This window comes from Stenotrophomonas sp. 169 (assembly GCF_014621775.1).
GTDB lineage: Bacteria > Pseudomonadota > Gammaproteobacteria > Xanthomonadales > Xanthomonadaceae > Stenotrophomonas.
Genome location: NZ_CP061204.1, coordinates 3,096,224 through 3,112,640, shown reverse-complemented (window position 1 = coordinate 3,112,640; position 16,417 = coordinate 3,096,224). Strand labels below are relative to the sequence as shown.

The window sequence follows — 16,417 nt, the reverse complement described above, 5'->3', positions numbered from 1 at the left end:
ACCGCCGGGCCGGGATGGGGGTTCCTGCTGATCCCTTTGCCCGTTCGACACGGTGCAGCCACGGGATCAGGTAGAATCCGCGCCCTGTTCCTGACGCTGCGAAACGGAAGCCCCCATGGGTAGAGGTCCCTCGATTGAAGGCCGCAAGAACGCGTCTGACGCGAAGCGCGGCAAGATTTTCACCAAGATCATCCGCGAGATCGGCGTTGCCGCGCGTGGTGGCGGAGGCGACCCCAACAACAACCCGCGGCTGCGCGTGGCGATGGACAAGGCGCTGTCGTCGAACATGTCCAAGGACGTGATCGAACGGGCGATCAAGAAGGCCACCGGCGAGCTGGAAGGCGTCGAGTACGAAGAAATCCGCTACGAAGGCTATGCGCCCGGTGGCGTGGCCGTGATCGTCGACTGCCTGACCGACAACAAGGTGCGCACCGTCGCCGACGTCCGCCATGCCTTCAGCAAGTGCGGTGGCAACATGGGCACCGAAGGGTCGGTCGCCTTCATGTTCAAGCGCCTGGGCGTGCTTCACTTCGCTTCCGGTGCCGACGAAGACACCATCACGGAGGCGGCCATCGAGGCCGGTGCGGACGACATCATCGTCTACCCGGAAGACGGCGCCATCGACGTGGTTACCGCCGCAGACGGCTACCATGCCGTGAAGGATGCGCTGGAATCGGGCGGTTTGAATCCCGATCATGCCGAGATCACCTTCCGCGCGGACAACGATATTGCCGTGGAGGGCGATACCGCCCTGCAGGTGAAGAAGCTGCTGGACATGCTGGAAGACCTCGACGACGTGCAGGATGTCTACTCCAACGCCGATCTCGGCGTGCACGCCTAGACCTGAGACCCCATGACCCGCATCCTCGGCATCGACCCCGGTTCGCAACGTACCGGGGTCGGCATCATCGACGTCGATGCGGCTGGCCGCGTTACCCATGTCCACCATCAGCCGCTGGTGCTGCTGGGCGCTGACGATTTCCCGCAGCGCATGAAGATCCTGGTGCTCGGCCTGGCCGAGCTGATCATCGAGTACCAACCGCAGGAAGTGGCCATCGAAAAGGTGTTCATGGCGCGCAACCCGGACTCCGCCCTGAAGCTGGGCCAGGCGCGCGGCGCCGCCATTTCAGCGGTGGTGATCCGTGACCTGCCGGTGAGCGAGTACGCGGCCAGCGAGATCAAGCTGGCCGTCGTAGGGCGGGGTGGGGCGGAAAAACAACAGGTCCAACACATGGTCGGGCTCATGCTCGGCCTGAAGACGAAGCTGCAGGCCGACGCGGCTGATGCGTTGGCCGTGGCCATCACCCATGCCCATGTACGGGCGACGGCCAATCGCCTGGGGCTCAGTGCCCGCCAGGCGTGGGGCCGGAAATGAGGAGCAACGCTGCATGATCGGTCGCCTGCGTGGAATCGTGGCCTACAAGGCACCGCCGTGGCTGGTGGTGGACGTCAACGGGGTCGGCTATGAGCTTGAGGCCCCGATGAGCACGTTCTATGACCTGCCCGACATCGGCCGCGAGGTGATCCTGTACACGCACTACGCGCAGAAGGAGGACAGCGTGTCGCTGTACGGCTTCCTGCGCGAGGGCGAGCGCCGCCTGTTCCGCGATGTGCAGAAGGTCAGCGGCATCGGTGCGAAGATCGCGCTGGCCGTGCTGTCGGCCGTGACCGTGGAAGAGTTCGTGCGCATGGTCCAGTCCGGTGACATCACCGCGCTGACCCGCATCCCGGGCATCGGCAAGAAGACCGCCGAGCGCATGGTGCTTGAGCTGCGCGACCGCGCTGCCCAGCTGGGCGCCGGTGGCGCATTGCCGTCCAGCAGCGGCCCCGCCGCGGCCGATCCGGTGTCCGAAGCCACCGTGGCGCTCCAGCAGTTGGGCTACAAGCCCGCTGAAGCGGCACGGATGGCGCGCGATGCGCATGCCGACGGCGACGATGTGGCCCAGGTCATCCGCAAGGCGCTGCAGTCGGCGCTACGCTGAGCTGAGCTGAGCCGTCTTACTCCCCTTCGTTACCTCCACCGAGCCCTTCCATGTCCAGCCCTTCCAACGCGCCTGATGGCACTCATGGCCATGCTCCCACCGGGAGCAGCATGGCCTTGGTCATCGGCGCCATCGGCGTGGTGTTCGGTGACATCGGCACCAGCCCGCTGTACACGCTGAAAGAGGCGTTCTCCGGGCATTACGGGCTGACCAGCGATCACGACACCGTGCTGGGCGTGCTGTCGCTGGCGTTCTGGGCGCTGATCCTGGTGGTGACGCTGAAGTACGTCACCATCATCATGCGCGCCGACAACGACGGCGAAGGCGGGATCATGGCCTTGATGGCGCTGACCCAGCGCACGTTGCGCAAGGGGTCGCGTTCGGCTTACGTGGTCGGCATCCTGGGCATCTTCGGTGCATCGCTGTTCTTCGGCGATGGCGTTATCACGCCGGCCATCTCGGTGCTGGGTGCGGTGGAAGGCCTGGAAATCGCGGCCCCCGGCCTGCACAAGTTCATCCTGCCGATCACCATCGTGGTGCTGTTGGCGGTGTTCGCCGCGCAGCGCTTCGGCACGGAAAAGATCGGCAAGGCGTTCGGCCCGATCACCACCATCTGGTTCCTGTCGTTGGCGGCGATCGGCCTGTACAACATCGTCGATGCGCCGGAAGTGCTGAAGGCCTTCAATCCGTGGTGGGCGATCCGCTTCTTCATGGACCACGGCTGGCACGGGGTGTTCATCCTCGGCGCCGTCGTGCTGGCGGTCACCGGTGGCGAGGCGCTGTACGCGGACATGGGCCACTTCGGCGCCAAGCCGATCCGCCACGCGTGGTACTTCTTCGTGCTGCCGTGCCTGGTGCTGAACTACCTGGGACAGGGCGCGCTGGTGCTCGAGCACCCGGAAGCGGTGAAGAACCCGTTCTTCGAAGCGGTGCCGGACTGGGCGCTGTACCCGATGATCATTCTCGCCACGATGGCGGCGGTGATTGCGTCGCAATCGGTCATCACCGGTGCGTTCTCGGTGTCCCGGCAGGCCATGCAGCTGGGTTACATCCCGCGCATGCGGATCAAGCACACCTCGCACGACACCATCGGCCAGATCTACATTCCCGGCATCAACTGGGGCCTGGCGGTGATGGTCATCGGCCTGGTGCTTGCGTTCCAGAGTTCGTCGAACCTGGCGGTGGCCTACGGCATTTCGGTGTCGGGCACGATGCTGATCGACACCCTGCTGCTGGCCCTGGTGGCGCGCAGCCTGTGGCCGAAGTCGCGGCACTGGATCGTCGCGCTGTGCGTGGTTTTCTTCATCATCGATCTGGGCTTCGTGATCGCCAACGGTGCCAAGCTGATGCAGGGTGCCTGGTTCCCGGTGGTGCTCGGCATCCTGCTTTTCACCCTGATGCGCACCTGGCGTCGGGGGCGTGAGCTGCTGCGTGACGAGATCCGCAAGGACGGCATCCGCCTGGATACCTTCCTGCCGGGGCTGATGCTGGCGCCGCCGGTACGGGTGCCCGGCACGGCGGTCTTCCTCACCGCCGATCCGACGGTGGCCCCGCATGCGCTGATGCACAACCTGAAGCACAACAAGGTGCTGCACGAACGCAACGTGTTCCTGCACGTGGTCACCCTGCCGGTGCCCTACGCGGCGGAGGGCCAGCGGCTGAAGATCGAGTCGGTGGGGGATGATTTCCATCGGGTCTACGTGAAGTTCGGCTTCATGGAGACGCCTGACGTGCCGCTGGCGCTGATGCGCTCGTGCGACCACGGGGGCATCTACTTCGATCCGATGGACACCACGTTCTTCGCCAGCCGCGAAACGATCGTAGCGACGGCCAACCGCGGCATGCCGATCTGGCGCGACAAGCTGTTCGCGCTGATGCATCGCAATGCGGCGCCGGCGACCGGGTTCTTCCGTATTCCCGGCAACCGGTTGGTCGAACTGGGCGCGCAGGTCGAGATCTAGTTTTCTTCCGCTGCGCTCGGCTTCGAAGCAGGAGCAACGGGGGTCCACGTCATCGCATTCGCGCTGCCGCTCCCACGCTTTGCTGCGCAAACCGCGGGCCCCGTCTCACCAGCATCCACACCCCGCCGCTTCGCGGCCGCCCCTGACTCAGGGGCTCCTTGCACCCGACGGGCCACTGTCATCGGTAGCGCCGAGCCGTGCTCGGCGGAATGTTTCCGCCAACGGCCCGCTGCGCTCGCCGACCATGGGTCGGCGCTACCGCTTTTCCTTTTTCTTTATTACGCGGCTGGCGGCCACGGAACCTGTCAGGGGGCCGGGCGATGGGGCTGGGCGGGGGCGTTGAGCGCCATGGATGGCGCGAAACGAGCGCTACATGGACGTACTTGTGCGCGTCCCCCGCCCAGCCCCACCGCCCGGCCCCAAACTCGTAACCCGCTGTCAGAGGCAGCCGCGAGGGGCTGTTCACCCGTTCGACCACGCCAGTCGCACGAGGCAAGGGCGATTTGCCGCATAATCACCGGATGACCGAGCACCGCATCATCGGCGCCGACGCCACCCGCGAGGATGACGCCGTCGACGCCAGCATCCGCCCCAAACGCATGGCCGACTACCTCGGCCAGGTGCCGGTGCGCGAGCAGATGGACATCTACATCCAGGCCGCCAAGGCGCGCGGTGACGCGCTGGACCACGTGTTGATCTTCGGCCCGCCCGGGCTGGGCAAGACCACGCTCAGCCATGTCATCGCCAATGAACTGGGCGTTGCCCTGCGCGTGACGTCCGGGCCGGTGATCGAAAAGGCCGGTGACCTGGCCGCGCTGCTGACCAACCTGCAGCCGCACGATGTGCTGTTCATCGATGAGATCCATCGCCTGTCGCCGGTCATCGAGGAAGTGCTGTATCCGGCGATGGAAGATTTCCAGATCGACATCATGATCGGCGAAGGCCCGGCGGCCCGCTCGATCAAGCTCGACCTGCCCCCGTTTACGCTGATCGGCGCCACCACCCGCGCCGGTCTGCTCACCGCTCCGCTGCGTGATCGCTTCGGCATCATCCAGCGCCTGGAGTTCTATACCGCCGAAGAACTGACGCGCATCGTGCGCCGCTCGGCGAAGATCCTCGGCATCGACTGCACGGCAGACGGGGCAGGGGAGATCGCACGGCGGTCGCGGGGTACCCCGCGTATCGCCAACCGGTTGCTCCGCCGCGTGCGCGACTACGCTCAGGTCAAAGCCAACGGGCACATCGATGAGGACGTGGCCAAGGCCGCGATGGTGATGCTGAAAGTCGATCCGGAAGGCTTCGACGAGCTGGATCGCCGTTTCCTGCGCACCTTGGTGGACTACTTCGAAGGCGGCCCGGTCGGCGTGGAGTCGATGGCGGCGGCGCTGTCCGAAGAGCGGGGGACGCTGGAAGATGTGGTGGAACCGTATCTGATCCAGCAGGGCTTCCTGGTGCGGACCGCCCGTGGCCGGATGGCCACGCACCGCGCGTATCGCCACCTTGGGCTCAAGCCGAAGGTCGCCCCCGTGGATCTTTTCAGCGAGCCATCCGACAATGAGTGAGCCGCGGTTCAGTTGGCCGACACGCATTTACTGGGAAGATACCGACGCAGGTGGCGTGGTCTACCACGCGCGGTACGTGGCCTTCATGGAACGGGCGCGTACGGAATGGATGCGGGCGCTGGGCTTCGGCCAGGAGCGCATGCGCAGCGAGCACGGCATGGTGTTTGCGGTCCGCTCCATGGAGATGGATTTCATCAAGCCAGCAAGGCTGGACGATGCACTGGCGGTCACCGCGACGCTGGTGCAGTGCAAGCGTGCCAGCCTGGTCTTCGCCCAGCAGGTGCTGCGCGACGGCCAGTTGCTGCTGGACGCGAAGGTGAGGATTGCCGCACTGGATGCGCAGACCTTCCGCCCGCGCGGCATGGACGACGCGCTGCTGTTGGCGCTGAAACCACATCAACACCCTGATACTCCGAACAATCCTGATTTGCAGACTGAGGAACAACGATGATCGCAATGCTTCTGGGCCTGCAGGCCACGGTGGTCGAGGCGCTGCCGGAGGACGTCACCAGCGCCGCCGCCGAAACCGCCGTACAGGCCTCGCGCAGCGGCATCAATTACTGGGAGCTGATGACCAAAGCCAGCATCCCGGTGATTCTCATCGTGCTGCTGCTGCTGGCCGGCTCGTTCATCAGCTGGGTCATCATCTTCCGCAAGGCCCGTGTGTTCTCGCAGGCGACCCGCGAGGCCGACGAGTTCGAGAACCGGTTCTGGTCCGGCGCCGACCTGGGCAAGCTGTATTCCTCGGCTACCGACCGCAACCGCAGCGTGGCGGGCCTGGAGGCGATCTTCGAGGCAGGTTTCCGCGAATACAACCGTCTGCGTGACCGTCGCGGACTGGACGGGCGGGCGTTGCTGGAAGGCGCACAGCGCGCCATGCGCACCACCTACACCCGCGAAGTGGACCGGCTGGAACGTAATCTGGAACTGCTCGCCAACATCGGCTCCACCGCCCCCTACGTGGGCCTGGTCGGGACCGTGTTCGGCATCATGGTCACCATGCACGACATGGTCAACAGCGGCGAGCAGGCCGGCATCGCCTCGGTCGCACCGGGCATCTCCGAAGCCCTGTTCGCCACGGCGATCGGTCTGTTCGTGGCCATTCCAGCCGTCTGGGCCTACAACCGCTTCACCACCCGCGTCGAGCGCATGGCGGTCCGGTTTGAAACGTTCGCCGATGAGTTCAGCTCCATCCTGCAGCGCCAGACCGGCGTAGACGACTGAACCCACCGAGGAGCCCGCCATGAGTGCTATCGGTCGCCGCAAGCGTCGCAAGCTCAAATCTGAAATCAACGTCGTGCCGTACATCGACGTCATGCTGGTGTTGTTGATCATCTTCATGGTCACCGCGCCGTTGCTGACGCTGAGCTACGACGTCGACCTGCCGCGTTCCAATGCCAAGGCACTGGATAGCAAGCAGAACCCGATCATCGTGGCCGTCCGCCAGGATGGCCAGCTCAGCCTGAAGCTGCCTGATGACAAGGAGCCCAAGGCCATGGGCGCCGAGGAGCTGCAGGCGCGGCTGGGCGGCATCGTGGCGCAGGACAAGGACGTGCGCGTCATCCTGGCAGCGGACCGTGCCGTCGCCTACCAGAAGGTGATGGATGCCATGGACGCGTTGAAGCGCGCGAAAGTAGAAAAGCTCAGCCTGGCCAGCGATGCACAGTGACGCCCTGCCACCGCCGCGCAAGGAAGAGAATGACTGGGGTTGGCCGGTTAGCTTGGCCCTGCTCATCCATCTGCTGCTCGCACTGATCTTCATCGTGGCCTGGCTGTGGTCGCCCGAGCGCTCCACCGATGCGGCCGCCGGCGATCCCGGCGTGCAGGCCGAGATGGCATCGGCTGCGGAAATGTCCGAGGCGCGTCAGGCGCTGCGCCAGTCCGAACGGCTGGAGACGCTGCCGGAGCCGATTCCCGAACCCATCGCCGAGCCCGAGCCGGTGCCGGAAGACACCGTACCGCCGCCGCAGCCGTTGCCCGAACCGCGCCCGATGGACGCGCCGACGCAGCAGCAGGCCCAAGCGCAGGAGCGCGTCGCGCAGCCGGACAAGGTCGACCAGGATGCGGTCAGCGCGTTGGCCATTTCGCAGGAAAAGGCCAAGCAGGAGCAGGAGGCCAAGCGTCGTCAGGAGCAGATCGATCTGACCGAGCGCAAGCGCCAGGAAGAGGCCGAGCAGCGCGCCCGACTGGCCAAGCAGCAGGAAGCTGACCGGCAGAAGAAGATTGCCGAGGATGAGCGCAAAGCAAACGAGACCAAGGCAGAGGCGGAGAAGCAGAAGAAGATCGCCGACCTGCGTTCACGCCGCGAGCAGGCCGAGAAGGAAGCGAAGCTGGCTGAGCAGCGGCTGCGCCAGGTCGCTGCCGCGAGGAATGCAGCGGCGGCCAGCTCGAGCGCCAGCGCCAATTCCACTGCGCAGCCGGCAGGTGGCGCGGGCGGAACCAGTGACGATCTGACCGCCAAGTATGCCGCGGCGATCCAGGCCAAGGTGCAGGATGCCTGGATCCGTCCGGAGAACATCGCCAGCGGCCAGCGTTGCCAGATCGTCATCACCCAGCTGCGTGGCGGCCGGGTGCTGTCGGCCAAGGTCGGCGCGAACTGTCCGTACGATGAGGCCGGCAAGCGCTCGATCGAGGCGGCGGTACTCAACGCGCAGCCGCTGCCCTATGCCGGCTTCGAGCAGGTGTTCAACCGCGCGCTGATCCTCAACTTCCGCCCGGATTGAGTGCCCCGGTAGTGACGGCCGCTGGCCGTTACACGTCGGCCTCGGGCCAGTAGGCTGCTTGCCGGAAGGCGAGCGGCCCACCAGGTTGAAGGCCAGCGGCCATCACTACCTTTGAGTAGCGACCTTGCTTTCACATGGGTCTGGTTCATGATTGCGAAACCATTCACCTCCATCCTGCTATCCCTCGCTGTGGTTCTTCGACTGAGCATTCCATGAAAAAGATGCCCCGCTGGTTCGTCGCGTTCGCGGCTTTGTTGCTTCCCTTCGCCGCGCTTGCGCAGCAGAAGGGCCTTGAGATCGATATCGTGGGCGGTAGTGCGTCTGCCACGCCGGTCACCGTGGTGCCGATGCCCTACGAGGGGTCGGCCGCTGCGCCGCAGACGGATGTAGCGTCCGTCATCCGTGCCGACCTGGACCGGTCCGGCCAGTTCCGCACCCTGCCTGAAGCCCAGATCGTCGAGAAGCCCACCCGCGGCGCGGACATCCAGTTCCCGACGTGGCGCGCGCTGAAGCAGAACTACATCGTGGTTGGCCGCGTGCAGGATGCCGGTGCCGGCGCCTACCGCGTCGAATACGAGTTGTATGACGTGCCCAAGGGTGAGCGTCTGCTCGGCTTGGCAATGACCGCCCGCGGCAACGCGATGCGGGATGTAGCTCACCAGATGGCCGATGCCATCTACGAGAAGATCACCGGTGTACGCGGTGCTTTCTGGACCCGCATCGCCTATGTCACCGCCAGCGGTCGCGGCGATGCCATGCGCTATGCGCTGATGGTGGCCGACTCGGATGGCTACAACCCGCAGACGATCGTGCGCTCGGCCGAGCCGCTGCTCTCGCCGTCGTGGAGCCCGGACGGCGGCAAGCTGGCCTACGTGAGCTTCGAGCGTGGCAACTCGGCGATCTACATCCAGAACATCGCCACCGGCGCGCGTGAGCTGGTCACCAGCTTCCGCGGCATCAACAGCGCCCCCGCGTTCTCGCCGGATGGCCGCAAGCTGGCCCTGACGCTTTCGCGCTCGGGCAACCCGGAGGTCTACGCCATGGACCTGGGCAGCAAGCAGTTGACCCAGCTGACCAACCACCTGGCCATCGATACCGAGCCGACCTGGTCGCCGGATGGCAGCGCGGTGTACTTCACCTCCGATCGCGGTGGTCGTCCGCAGGTCTATAAGGTCTCCGCCAGTGGTGGCAGCGCAGAGCGCGTGACCTTCCAGGGCAACTACAACGCCAAGCCGTCGGTCTCCTACGATGGCAAGAAGATCGCCGTGGCGCAGGGCTCGGGGAACAGCTACAAGGTCGCGATGATGGACAGCTCGCTGGGCTCGCCGCGCTGGAGCACGCTCTCCACCGGCTCGCTCGATGAGTCGCCCAGCTTCGCGCCGAATGCCAGCATGGTGCTGTATGCCGCACGCGAGGGTGGTCGCGGTGTGCTGTATGCGGTGTCAGCCGATGCCCGCGTCCGCCAGCGCCTGGTGCTCGCCGATGGTGATGTTCGTGAGCCGGCATGGTCGCCTTACCGTACCAAGCGCTAAAAGAGTGTTAATATTTTCCTAGATTTACCCCATTCACCGGCTTAGGAGCCTCAAAGGTATCGCCATGAACAAGACCACCAACGTTCTGCTTGTTTCCCTGTTGTCCGTGGCCGTCCTGGCCGGTTGCTCGAAGAAAGTGAAGGAAGTCCCGGCCGAAACGACCGCACCGGCGACCACCACGCAGCCGTCGGGCCCGTCGACCTCCGGCCTGTACGGCCCGGGCGACCTGGACACCGACGCTTGCCTGCGCCAGCGCGTTGTCTACTTCGACCTGGACCAGGATTCGGTCAAGCCGGAGTTCCAGGCCATCATGGCGTGCCATGCGAAGTACCTGCGTGACCGTCCGTCCTCGCGCATCACCCTGCAGGGCCACACCGATGAGCGCGGTTCGCGCGCTTACAACCAGGCACTGGGCGAGCGTCGTGGTAACGGCGTGAACTCGGCTCTGGCTGCCAACGGCGGTTCGGCTTCGCAGCTGACCGTGGTGTCCTACGGTGAAGAGCGTCCGGTCTGCACCGATTCGGCCGAGTCCTGCTATTCGCAGAACCGTCGCGTCGAAATCGTCTACACCGCGCAGTAATACATGCGCATCGGCATCAATCTGATGCTGGTCGTGGCGGCAGCCTTCATGGCTGCCGCTCCGGCGTACGCGCAGCGGCAGAGCCTCGCCGACCGCGTTGGCACCATCGAGCAGCAGCTGTACAACAACAGTGCCAACCAGGACCTGTTGAACCAGATCACCGAGCTCCGCCAGCAGGTCCGGCAGATGCAGGGCACGATCGAACAGCTGCAGCACGACAGCGCACAGCTCAAGCAGGGTAACCAGGACGCTTTCCTGGATCTGGACGAACGCCTGAACCGCCTTGAAGGTGGTGCAGCGCCGGTCGTCCCCACGGCACCCGGCAGCAATGCACCGCTTCCCCCGGTTCCGGCTGTACAGCCACCCGCAGCGGCCACTTCCGAGCGGCCGCCTTCGGTACACGGTGATGCCGGCAGCCTGGCCGTCAGTGGTGATGAGCGCACGACGTACAACGTGGCCTTCGACGCACTGAAGGCGGGCAAGTATGACGACTCCGCGCAGCTGTTCCTCAGCTTCCTGGAGCTGTATCCCAACGGGGTATATGCCCCCAACGCGCTGTACTGGTTGGGCGAAAGCTACTACGCCACCCGTAACTACCCGATGGCCGAGAGCCGGTTCCGTGAACTGATCTCGCGTTATCCCACGCACGACAAGGCATCCGGTGGCTTGCTGAAAGTAGGTCTTTCCCAGTTTGGCGCAGGCCAGGTGGAACAGGCCGAGCAGACCCTGGAAGGCGTCGTATCGCAGTACCCGGGCTCGGACGCCGCGCGCACCGCGCAGGATCGCCTGCAATCCATCCGGCTGGGCCAGCAGATCCGCTGATCGTGCCGCAGGATGCTTCACCAGTAGAGTCGGGCCATGCCCGGCTGCTCTCGTTTAAGAACACCAAGAAATCCGAATGCTCATTACGCCCGCCAACGCCGTCGCCACCCCCAGTGACATCGTTCAGTCGCCCCTGTCGCGACTGAAGATCACCGAGATATTCACTTCGTTGCAGGGCGAAGCGGATACCGCTGGCTGGCCGACCGTGTTCGTGCGGCTGACCGGCTGCCCGCTGCGCTGCCAGTACTGCGATACCGCGTACGCCTTCCACGGTGGCACCTGGTGGGATATCGACGACATCGTCGCCGAGGTGCTCGCGCAGGGCGTGCGGCATGTCTGCGTGACCGGCGGCGAGCCGCTGGCGCAGAAGCGCTGCCTGATCCTGCTGCAGAAGCTGTGCGACGCCGGCATGGACGTGTCACTGGAAACATCGGGCGCGCTGGATGTATCCGAGGTGGATCCGCGGGTGTCGCGCGTGGTCGACCTGAAGACGCCCGGTTCGGCCGAGATGGCCCGCAACAAGCTGGAAAACCTGCCGCTGCTGACGGCTCGTGACCAGGTGAAGTTTGTCATCTGCAGCCGCGAGGACTACGACTGGGCGAAGGCCATGGTCGTGGAGCATCAGCTGGCCGAACGCACCATGGTGCTGTTCTCGCCCAGCAAAGGGGAGATCACCGCACGTGACCTGGCCGACTGGATCGTGGCCGACCGCTTGCCGGTGCGCTTCCAGATGCAGCTGCACAAGATTCTGTGGAATGACGAGCCGGGGAGGTAACCGGCCACGTCGCCCTGCAACACCCCGGCGCGGGACAGCGTGCTGGCTCTTTCCCCCAACCGGATAACACCCATGAAGAAGGCAGTAGTGCTTCTCTCCGGCGGCATGGACTCAGCCGCCGTCATCGCGCTTGCCCAGGAGCAGGGCTTTGCCGTGCACGCCCTCAGCGTGCGCTATGGCCAGCGCCACACCTCCGAGCTGGATGCCGCCGTGCGCGTGGCTGCAGCCCAGTGCGTCATCGTGCACAAGACCGTGGATGTCGACCTGCGCAGCATCGGCGGTTCGGCGCTGACCGCTGACATCGACGTGCCCGAAGCGGGCGGCGAGGGCATCCCGGTCACCTACGTGCCGGCACGCAACACCATCATGCTGTCGCTCGCGCTGGGCTGGGCGGAAGTGCTCGGCGCCAATGACATTTTCTGCGGCGTCAACGCGGTCGATTACTCGGGCTACCCCGACTGCCGCCCCGAGTTCATCGCCGCATTCCAGGCGCTGGCCAACCTGGCCACCAAGGCCGGCGTGGAAGGCGCAGGGATCACCGTGCATGCGCCGCTGCAGTTCATGAGCAAGGCGCAGATCGTCAGCGAAGGCGTGCGTCTTGGCGTGGACTTCGGGCTGACGGTGTCGTGCTACAACGCAGATGCCAGCGGTGCGGCGTGCGGTCATTGCGATGCCTGCGGGCTGCGTGCGCAGGGCTTCACCGATGCCGGTGTGGTCGACCCCACTCACTACGCCTGACGCTGCAGCAGAGGGTGAGTGGTGAGGGTTGGGCTTTACGCGTTTACCCCCTTCACCCGGCTGCCTAAATCAGGGTAGAATGCACGCCCTCCGCTGCGAAGCGGGGGCAGCAATGGGCCGTTAGCTCAGTTGGTAGAGCAGAAGACTTTTAATCTTTTGGTCGATGGTTCGAATCCATCACGGCCCACCATTGCAGGCTTCACCATCAAAGCGCCGAAGGGCGCTTTTTTGTTGCCTACAGGTGATCGAAATCGAAAGGCGCCTGCTCAGGCATCCCCGACGACTCGGGGCCGCCGCGCGGTGCCAGATAGTTGATGACCGACCACAGCGCGTAGACCAGCGTCGCTGCGCCCAGCACCCGCGCTGCCATCCGTCGCGTTCGCTGCATGACATCCACAGGTGCGTCCCGGCGGTTCGGCGGCAGCTCACGGTTCTGCACCAGCTGCACCACCACCGGGTCGTGCAGTTCCATCACCGGTTGGCCGCTTGGAAGCTGCAGCACGATCGAAGGCCGTCGAATCGCGGGTCCGCTATCGGGGTGATGCGCGCCGGGTGTGGCCTCCACGTTGCTTCTCTCGCTGGAAGAGAACACACGTTGGCAGGAGTTGGGTTGGACGCGCTACAGGAAACCGCGCACCTCGCTGAGGATTCCCAGTACTCGCCACTGCAACAAAGAGGGCTTCATGGCAGGTGCGGCGTCTCATTCAGAGCTGACATTGCAGGCGAGTATGGTCAAGACTGGTTCGGGAGGACAGCACACAGATGGCGAAGCATGAACGACAGGACATGGCTGAAATACGGTGGTTGAGTTTCAGGTTGCGCAATGGGCAGTCAATCGCACCCGCGAAGCTGCGCGCAGGTTGGGCGGCCGCTGCCGCTGTACCGGGGATCTCGGTCCGCCGTGAAGATATCGAAAGTGGCACCATCGTCTACGCGCTCTACGGGCCGAGCAGCCTCAATGCGCCACAGGTGGCCGAGATGCGCATGCGCCAGTTCCTCATGGACGAAGGCTACACCTTCACCATGGGCACGCTCGGCGCTCGCCCGGGCATCCGCCTGTAGACCCTCACCGCGTGATGCCGGGCCAGGCCCGGCGCACCGCGCTGCTTACGCGAGATAGCGACGGAACCAGGCGAGCGTCCTGTCCCACGCCAGCGTGGCGGCGGCCTCGTCATAGCGCGGCGTGGAATCATTGTGGAAGCCATGGTTCGTGCCAGGATACACGTAGGCCTCGTACGTTTTGCCCGCCCCCTTCAGTGCCGCCTCGTAGGCTGGCCACGTCGCGTTGACGTTGTCGTCTTTTTCGGCGAAGTGCAGCAGCAGGGGGGCGTTGATCTTCGTGACATCCTCCGGCCTGGCCTGGCGACCGTAGAACGGCACTGCCGCGTCCAGTTCGGGATACGCCACGGCGGCCGCGTTGGACACCCCGCCGCCGTAGCAGAAGCCGGTGATGCCGACCTTGCCGGTGCCCAGCGCTGAACTGCGCAGGTATTCAATGGCGGCGAAGAAGTCGTTCATCAGCTTCTGCGGATCCACCTGGGCCTGCAGTTCGCGGCCGCGCACGTCGTTGCCGGGGTAGCCGCCGACCGAACTCAGGCCATCCGGTGCCAGGGCAATGAAGCCGGCCTTCGCCACGCGGCGGGCGACGTCTTCGATATAAGGATTGAGGCCACGGTTCTCGTGCACGACCACGATGCTGGGCAGCTTGCCGGCTGCTTTGGCGGGCTTCACCAGATAGCCACGCACCTGGCCATGGCCGTTCGGTGAGGGGTACTGGATGTACTCGGCCACGATGTCCGGATCAGTGAACTGCACCTGCTGGGCAAGCGCGTAATCCGGGCTGAGGGATGCCAGCAGGGTGGTGGCCGTGACGCCGACCACGGCGAATGCGGCCGCACGATCCAGGAAATCACGTCGGCTCAGGCGACCGTGCACGTAGCCGTCGTAGAGCTCCAACAGATCGGGGTGGAAATCCTTGGCAGTCAGTCGGGACATGCGCGGCGCATCCGTTGGCAGGCAGGGAATGCTGAATCTACCACCGCCGGGGCATGGTCTGACGGCTTCAGGCGGCCTGCGGGGTGTCGTGGGCCATGCCCTCATGGGTGTGGCGGAAGCACACCCGGATCGCGTCCAGCAGCTCGCTCATGTTGTACGGCTTGGGCAGGAAGTGGATGCCTTGGTGCAGCAACGGCAGCACCTCGTGCTGGCACATGCCGGAGGTGACCAGAATGGGCAGGCGCGGGAACGCGTCACGCACCCGGTTAGCGGTTTCAATGCCGCTGATGCCGCCCAGGCAGACATCGGTGAACAACAGGTCGAAGCGTTCGCCGGCATTGAGCAGGCCCAGCGCGGCTTCTGCCGAACTGACACCGACCACTTCGCAGGCCTGGCTTTCAAGGGTAAGGCGGCTGAGTTCGAGGGTTTCCTCGGAATCCTCGATCAACAGCACGCGCGGCTGGACATTCTGCTTGGACAACAACATGACGCATGACTCCGAACAGCGGGTGGAACAGCTCCGTCCAGGGCTCACGGTCCCCGGCGGCGGGCAGATTATGCGGTCCGCCCCGGTGAGTTCTGCGTGCAGGAATCGCAACGCGGGTGTTACTGCGGAGCGGGGGATCGCGTAGCGCAGGGCATGTAGCGCCAGCGCAGCACGGCGGCCAACGCGGCAGGGCAGGTAGGGCGCGACCAGCGTTGCAGTGCAGCATCCATTCGGGCGGCAAGGGCCCACTTTCTTGTTGCCGCCGCAGCAGGACCTGCGCCGGAGGTCGATGTGTCGATGGTCATGCCTGTTGCCATCCAGTCATCACGCGCCGGGTAGAGTGCGTGTTCCCTTCCCGGCAGGAGCGCCAGCAATGCTGTGCCCCGTATGCAAGACCCAGGCGCTTACCATGTCCGAACGCCAGGGCATCGAGATCGATTACTGCCCGCAATGCCGTGGCGTGTGGCTGGACCGTGGCGAACTGGACAAGATCATCGAGCGTTCGGCATCGGCGCCGGCCGTCCCGCCGCCCGCACCGGTCCAGGCGGCAGCGCCCGCTTACAGCCAGCCGCCGCCGCCGCCGCCGGTAGCCGTGCAGCACCGCGATACGCGTCATCTTGGCCAGAACCCTTACAACCCGCAGGGCCAGCACGGCTACAAGAAGAAAAAGAAGGAAGGGTTCCTGTCCGAACTGTTCGACTTCTGATCGAGCAGCAGGCACGCCGCCCCTAAGCGGGGCGGCGCAGGATGAATTCCAGGTCGCGCGACGCGCCCACGATGAAATCGTATTCGCCGACTTTGCTGCAGCCATGGCGTGCGTAGAAGCGCTGCGCACCGTGATTTTCCGACCACACGCCCACCCACAGCGTGCGCCGTCGCGGCTGATCCAGCCACTCTAGGAACGCGTCCATCAGGCGCGCGCCGTGGCCGCCATTCTGGTAACTGGCCTGAACGTACAGGCGTTTCAGTTCGATGTCGCCCGGCCGTGCCAGCGTGTGCGGCAGGCTGTTGGGGCCAGCCGCCAGATAACCCACTGCGATGCCATCCTCCTCCAGCAGCCACGCGGCGCTGCTGGGATCGGCCAGTTCAGCGCGTTGCGGCATTGGACTGTAATGCGCCTGCAGGAAGTCCTGCAGGTCCTGCGCAGGATACGAGTCGCCGAAGGTTTCGGTGTAGGTCGCGATGGCGATGGTCGACAGCGCGTCGGCATCATCGACGCCGGCGCGGCGCAGGGTGACGGGCATGGGGGCAGGGCAGCAG

At 65.1% G+C, this 16,417-nt stretch carries 20 protein-coding genes and 1 tRNA gene; 17 read left to right on the top strand and 4 right to left on the bottom strand.

Features of this window, described 5'->3' with window-relative positions; all coding sequences use genetic code 11:
• Positions 1-115: 115 nt before the first annotated feature.
• The 15 genes from ICJ04_RS13520 to ICJ04_RS13450 all read left to right on the top strand — a co-directional run bounded on the left by ICJ04_RS13520 (position 116) and on the right by ICJ04_RS13450 (position 12,865).
• Positions 116-841 carry a YebC/PmpR family DNA-binding transcriptional regulator gene (locus ICJ04_RS13520; RefSeq protein WP_188324737.1) on the top strand — a complete coding sequence of 242 codons (726 nt, stop codon included), beginning with the start codon at positions 116-118 and terminating at the stop codon, positions 839-841.
• 12 nt (positions 842-853) lie between these two features.
• Positions 854-1,375 (top strand): crossover junction endodeoxyribonuclease RuvC, encoded by a 522-nt coding sequence (ruvC, locus tag ICJ04_RS13515; protein ID WP_188324736.1) that lies wholly within the window; start codon positions 854-856, stop codon positions 1,373-1,375.
• Between the two features lie 13 nt (positions 1,376-1,388).
• Positions 1,389-1,982, top strand: coding sequence for a Holliday junction branch migration protein RuvA (gene ruvA, locus ICJ04_RS13510; RefSeq protein ID WP_188324735.1), 594 nt, complete (start codon positions 1,389-1,391; stop codon positions 1,980-1,982).
• A gap of 110 nt (positions 1,983-2,092) precedes the next feature.
• On the top strand, positions 2,093-3,943 hold the full coding sequence (locus ICJ04_RS13505) for a potassium transporter Kup (protein WP_188327341.1): 1,851 nt from the start codon (positions 2,093-2,095) through the stop codon (positions 3,941-3,943).
• Positions 3,944-4,464: 521 nt separating this feature from the next.
• Positions 4,465-5,505 (top strand): Holliday junction branch migration DNA helicase RuvB, encoded by a 1,041-nt coding sequence (gene ruvB, locus ICJ04_RS13500; protein ID WP_188324734.1) that lies wholly within the window; start codon positions 4,465-4,467, stop codon positions 5,503-5,505.
• Entirely contained in the window at positions 5,498-5,956 is a 459-nt protein-coding gene (gene ybgC, locus ICJ04_RS13495; protein ID WP_188324733.1) for a tol-pal system-associated acyl-CoA thioesterase, read from the top strand. The genes ruvB and ybgC overlap by 8 nt, the downstream gene beginning before the upstream one ends.
• A complete protein-coding gene (gene tolQ, locus ICJ04_RS13490) occupies positions 5,953-6,729 on the top strand; it encodes a protein TolQ (protein WP_188324732.1) in 777 nt (258 codons plus the stop codon). The genes ybgC and tolQ overlap by 4 nt, the downstream gene beginning before the upstream one ends.
• 19 nt (positions 6,730-6,748) lie before the next feature.
• Entirely contained in the window at positions 6,749-7,174 is a 426-nt protein-coding gene (gene tolR, locus ICJ04_RS13485) for a protein TolR (protein WP_188324731.1), read from the top strand.
• Positions 7,164-8,228 carry a cell envelope integrity protein TolA gene (gene tolA / locus ICJ04_RS13480; protein WP_188324730.1) on the top strand — a complete coding sequence of 355 codons (1,065 nt, stop codon included), beginning with the start codon at positions 7,164-7,166 and terminating at the stop codon, positions 8,226-8,228. Before tolR ends, tolA begins: the two co-directional genes overlap by 11 nt.
• A 212-nt stretch (positions 8,229-8,440) precedes the next feature.
• Entirely contained in the window at positions 8,441-9,760 is a 1,320-nt protein-coding gene (gene tolB / locus ICJ04_RS13475) for a Tol-Pal system beta propeller repeat protein TolB (RefSeq protein ID WP_188324729.1), read from the top strand.
• A gap of 64 nt (positions 9,761-9,824) precedes the next feature.
• Positions 9,825-10,340, top strand: a complete 516-nt coding sequence (gene pal, locus ICJ04_RS13470) for a peptidoglycan-associated lipoprotein Pal (RefSeq protein WP_188324728.1) — start codon at positions 9,825-9,827, stop codon at positions 10,338-10,340.
• Between the two features lie 3 nt (positions 10,341-10,343).
• On the top strand, positions 10,344-11,162 hold the full coding sequence (ybgF, locus tag ICJ04_RS13465; RefSeq protein WP_188324727.1) for a tol-pal system protein YbgF: 819 nt from the start codon (positions 10,344-10,346) through the stop codon (positions 11,160-11,162).
• A 76-nt stretch (positions 11,163-11,238) separates the two neighbouring features.
• Entirely contained in the window at positions 11,239-11,937 is a 699-nt protein-coding gene (gene queE / locus ICJ04_RS13460) for a 7-carboxy-7-deazaguanine synthase QueE (RefSeq protein WP_188324726.1), read from the top strand.
• Between the two features lie 72 nt (positions 11,938-12,009).
• Positions 12,010-12,675, top strand: coding sequence for a 7-cyano-7-deazaguanine synthase QueC (gene queC / locus ICJ04_RS13455; RefSeq protein WP_188324725.1), 666 nt, complete (start codon positions 12,010-12,012; stop codon positions 12,673-12,675).
• Between the two features lie 114 nt (positions 12,676-12,789).
• Positions 12,790-12,865: transfer RNA gene (locus tag ICJ04_RS13450), tRNA-Lys, on the top strand.
• A 45-nt stretch (positions 12,866-12,910) separates the two neighbouring features.
• Here ICJ04_RS13450 and ICJ04_RS13445 read toward each other — a convergent pair.
• Positions 12,911-13,177, bottom strand: coding sequence for a hypothetical protein (locus ICJ04_RS13445; protein ID WP_188324724.1), 267 nt, complete (start codon positions 13,175-13,177; stop codon positions 12,911-12,913).
• A gap of 260 nt (positions 13,178-13,437) precedes the next feature.
• Between ICJ04_RS13445 and ICJ04_RS13440 the strand changes: the two genes are divergently transcribed.
• Positions 13,438-13,737 carry a hypothetical protein gene (locus tag ICJ04_RS13440; RefSeq protein ID WP_223202892.1) on the top strand — a complete coding sequence of 100 codons (300 nt, stop codon included), beginning with the start codon at positions 13,438-13,440 and terminating at the stop codon, positions 13,735-13,737.
• A gap of 45 nt (positions 13,738-13,782) precedes the next feature.
• On the opposite strand, the gene yghX is transcribed toward ICJ04_RS13440, so the two are convergent.
• Both yghX and ICJ04_RS13430 read right to left on the bottom strand, forming a co-directional pair.
• Positions 13,783-14,670 (bottom strand): YghX family hydrolase, encoded by an 888-nt coding sequence (gene yghX / locus ICJ04_RS13435; RefSeq protein ID WP_188324723.1) that lies wholly within the window; start codon positions 14,668-14,670, stop codon positions 13,783-13,785.
• Positions 14,671-14,737: 67 nt separating this feature from the next.
• Positions 14,738-15,157, bottom strand: coding sequence for a response regulator (locus ICJ04_RS13430; RefSeq protein ID WP_188324722.1), 420 nt, complete (start codon positions 15,155-15,157; stop codon positions 14,738-14,740).
• Between the two features lie 373 nt (positions 15,158-15,530).
• Between ICJ04_RS13430 and ICJ04_RS13425 the strand changes: the two genes are divergently transcribed.
• Positions 15,531-15,863, top strand: coding sequence for a zf-TFIIB domain-containing protein (locus tag ICJ04_RS13425; protein ID WP_188324721.1), 333 nt, complete (start codon positions 15,531-15,533; stop codon positions 15,861-15,863).
• A gap of 22 nt (positions 15,864-15,885) precedes the next feature.
• Here the strand turns inward: ICJ04_RS13425 and ICJ04_RS13420 are convergent, their stop codons facing one another.
• Positions 15,886-16,401 carry a GNAT family N-acetyltransferase gene (locus tag ICJ04_RS13420; protein ID WP_188324720.1) on the bottom strand — a complete coding sequence of 172 codons (516 nt, stop codon included), beginning with the start codon at positions 16,399-16,401 and terminating at the stop codon, positions 15,886-15,888.
• Between the last annotated feature and the right edge of the window lie 16 nt (positions 16,402-16,417).

Bases quoted from the DNA above. Each gene is read 5' to 3' on its own strand.
- ICJ04_RS13520 (WP_188324737.1), top strand. From the start codon at position 116: ATGGGTAGAGGTCCCTCGATTGAAGGCCGCAAGAACGCGTCTGACGCG.
- ruvC (WP_188324736.1), top strand. From the start codon at position 854: ATGACCCGCATCCTCGGCATCGACCCCGGTTCGCAACGTACCGGGGTC.
- ruvA (WP_188324735.1), top strand. From the start codon at position 1,389: ATGATCGGTCGCCTGCGTGGAATCGTGGCCTACAAGGCACCGCCGTGG.
- ICJ04_RS13505 (WP_188327341.1), top strand. From the start codon at position 2,093: ATGGCCTTGGTCATCGGCGCCATCGGCGTGGTGTTCGGTGACATCGGC.
- ruvB (WP_188324734.1), top strand. From the start codon at position 4,465: ATGACCGAGCACCGCATCATCGGCGCCGACGCCACCCGCGAGGATGAC.
- ybgC (WP_188324733.1), top strand. From the start codon at position 5,498: ATGAGTGAGCCGCGGTTCAGTTGGCCGACACGCATTTACTGGGAAGAT.
- tolQ (WP_188324732.1), top strand. From the start codon at position 5,953: ATGATCGCAATGCTTCTGGGCCTGCAGGCCACGGTGGTCGAGGCGCTG.
- tolR (WP_188324731.1), top strand. From the start codon at position 6,749: ATGAGTGCTATCGGTCGCCGCAAGCGTCGCAAGCTCAAATCTGAAATC.
- tolA (WP_188324730.1), top strand. From the start codon at position 7,164: ATGCACAGTGACGCCCTGCCACCGCCGCGCAAGGAAGAGAATGACTGG.
- tolB (WP_188324729.1), top strand. From the start codon at position 8,441: ATGAAAAAGATGCCCCGCTGGTTCGTCGCGTTCGCGGCTTTGTTGCTT.
- pal (WP_188324728.1), top strand. From the start codon at position 9,825: ATGAACAAGACCACCAACGTTCTGCTTGTTTCCCTGTTGTCCGTGGCC.
- ybgF (WP_188324727.1), top strand. From the start codon at position 10,344: ATGCGCATCGGCATCAATCTGATGCTGGTCGTGGCGGCAGCCTTCATG.
- queE (WP_188324726.1), top strand. From the start codon at position 11,239: ATGCTCATTACGCCCGCCAACGCCGTCGCCACCCCCAGTGACATCGTT.
- queC (WP_188324725.1), top strand. From the start codon at position 12,010: ATGAAGAAGGCAGTAGTGCTTCTCTCCGGCGGCATGGACTCAGCCGCC.
- ICJ04_RS13440 (WP_223202892.1), top strand. From the start codon at position 13,438: ATGGCGAAGCATGAACGACAGGACATGGCTGAAATACGGTGGTTGAGT.
- yghX (WP_188324723.1), bottom strand. From the start codon at position 14,670: ATGTCCCGACTGACTGCCAAGGATTTCCACCCCGATCTGTTGGAGCTC.
- ICJ04_RS13430 (WP_188324722.1), bottom strand. From the start codon at position 15,157: ATGTTGTTGTCCAAGCAGAATGTCCAGCCGCGCGTGCTGTTGATCGAG.
- ICJ04_RS13425 (WP_188324721.1), top strand. From the start codon at position 15,531: ATGCTGTGCCCCGTATGCAAGACCCAGGCGCTTACCATGTCCGAACGC.
- ICJ04_RS13420 (WP_188324720.1), bottom strand. From the start codon at position 16,401: ATGCCCGTCACCCTGCGCCGCGCCGGCGTCGATGATGCCGACGCGCTG.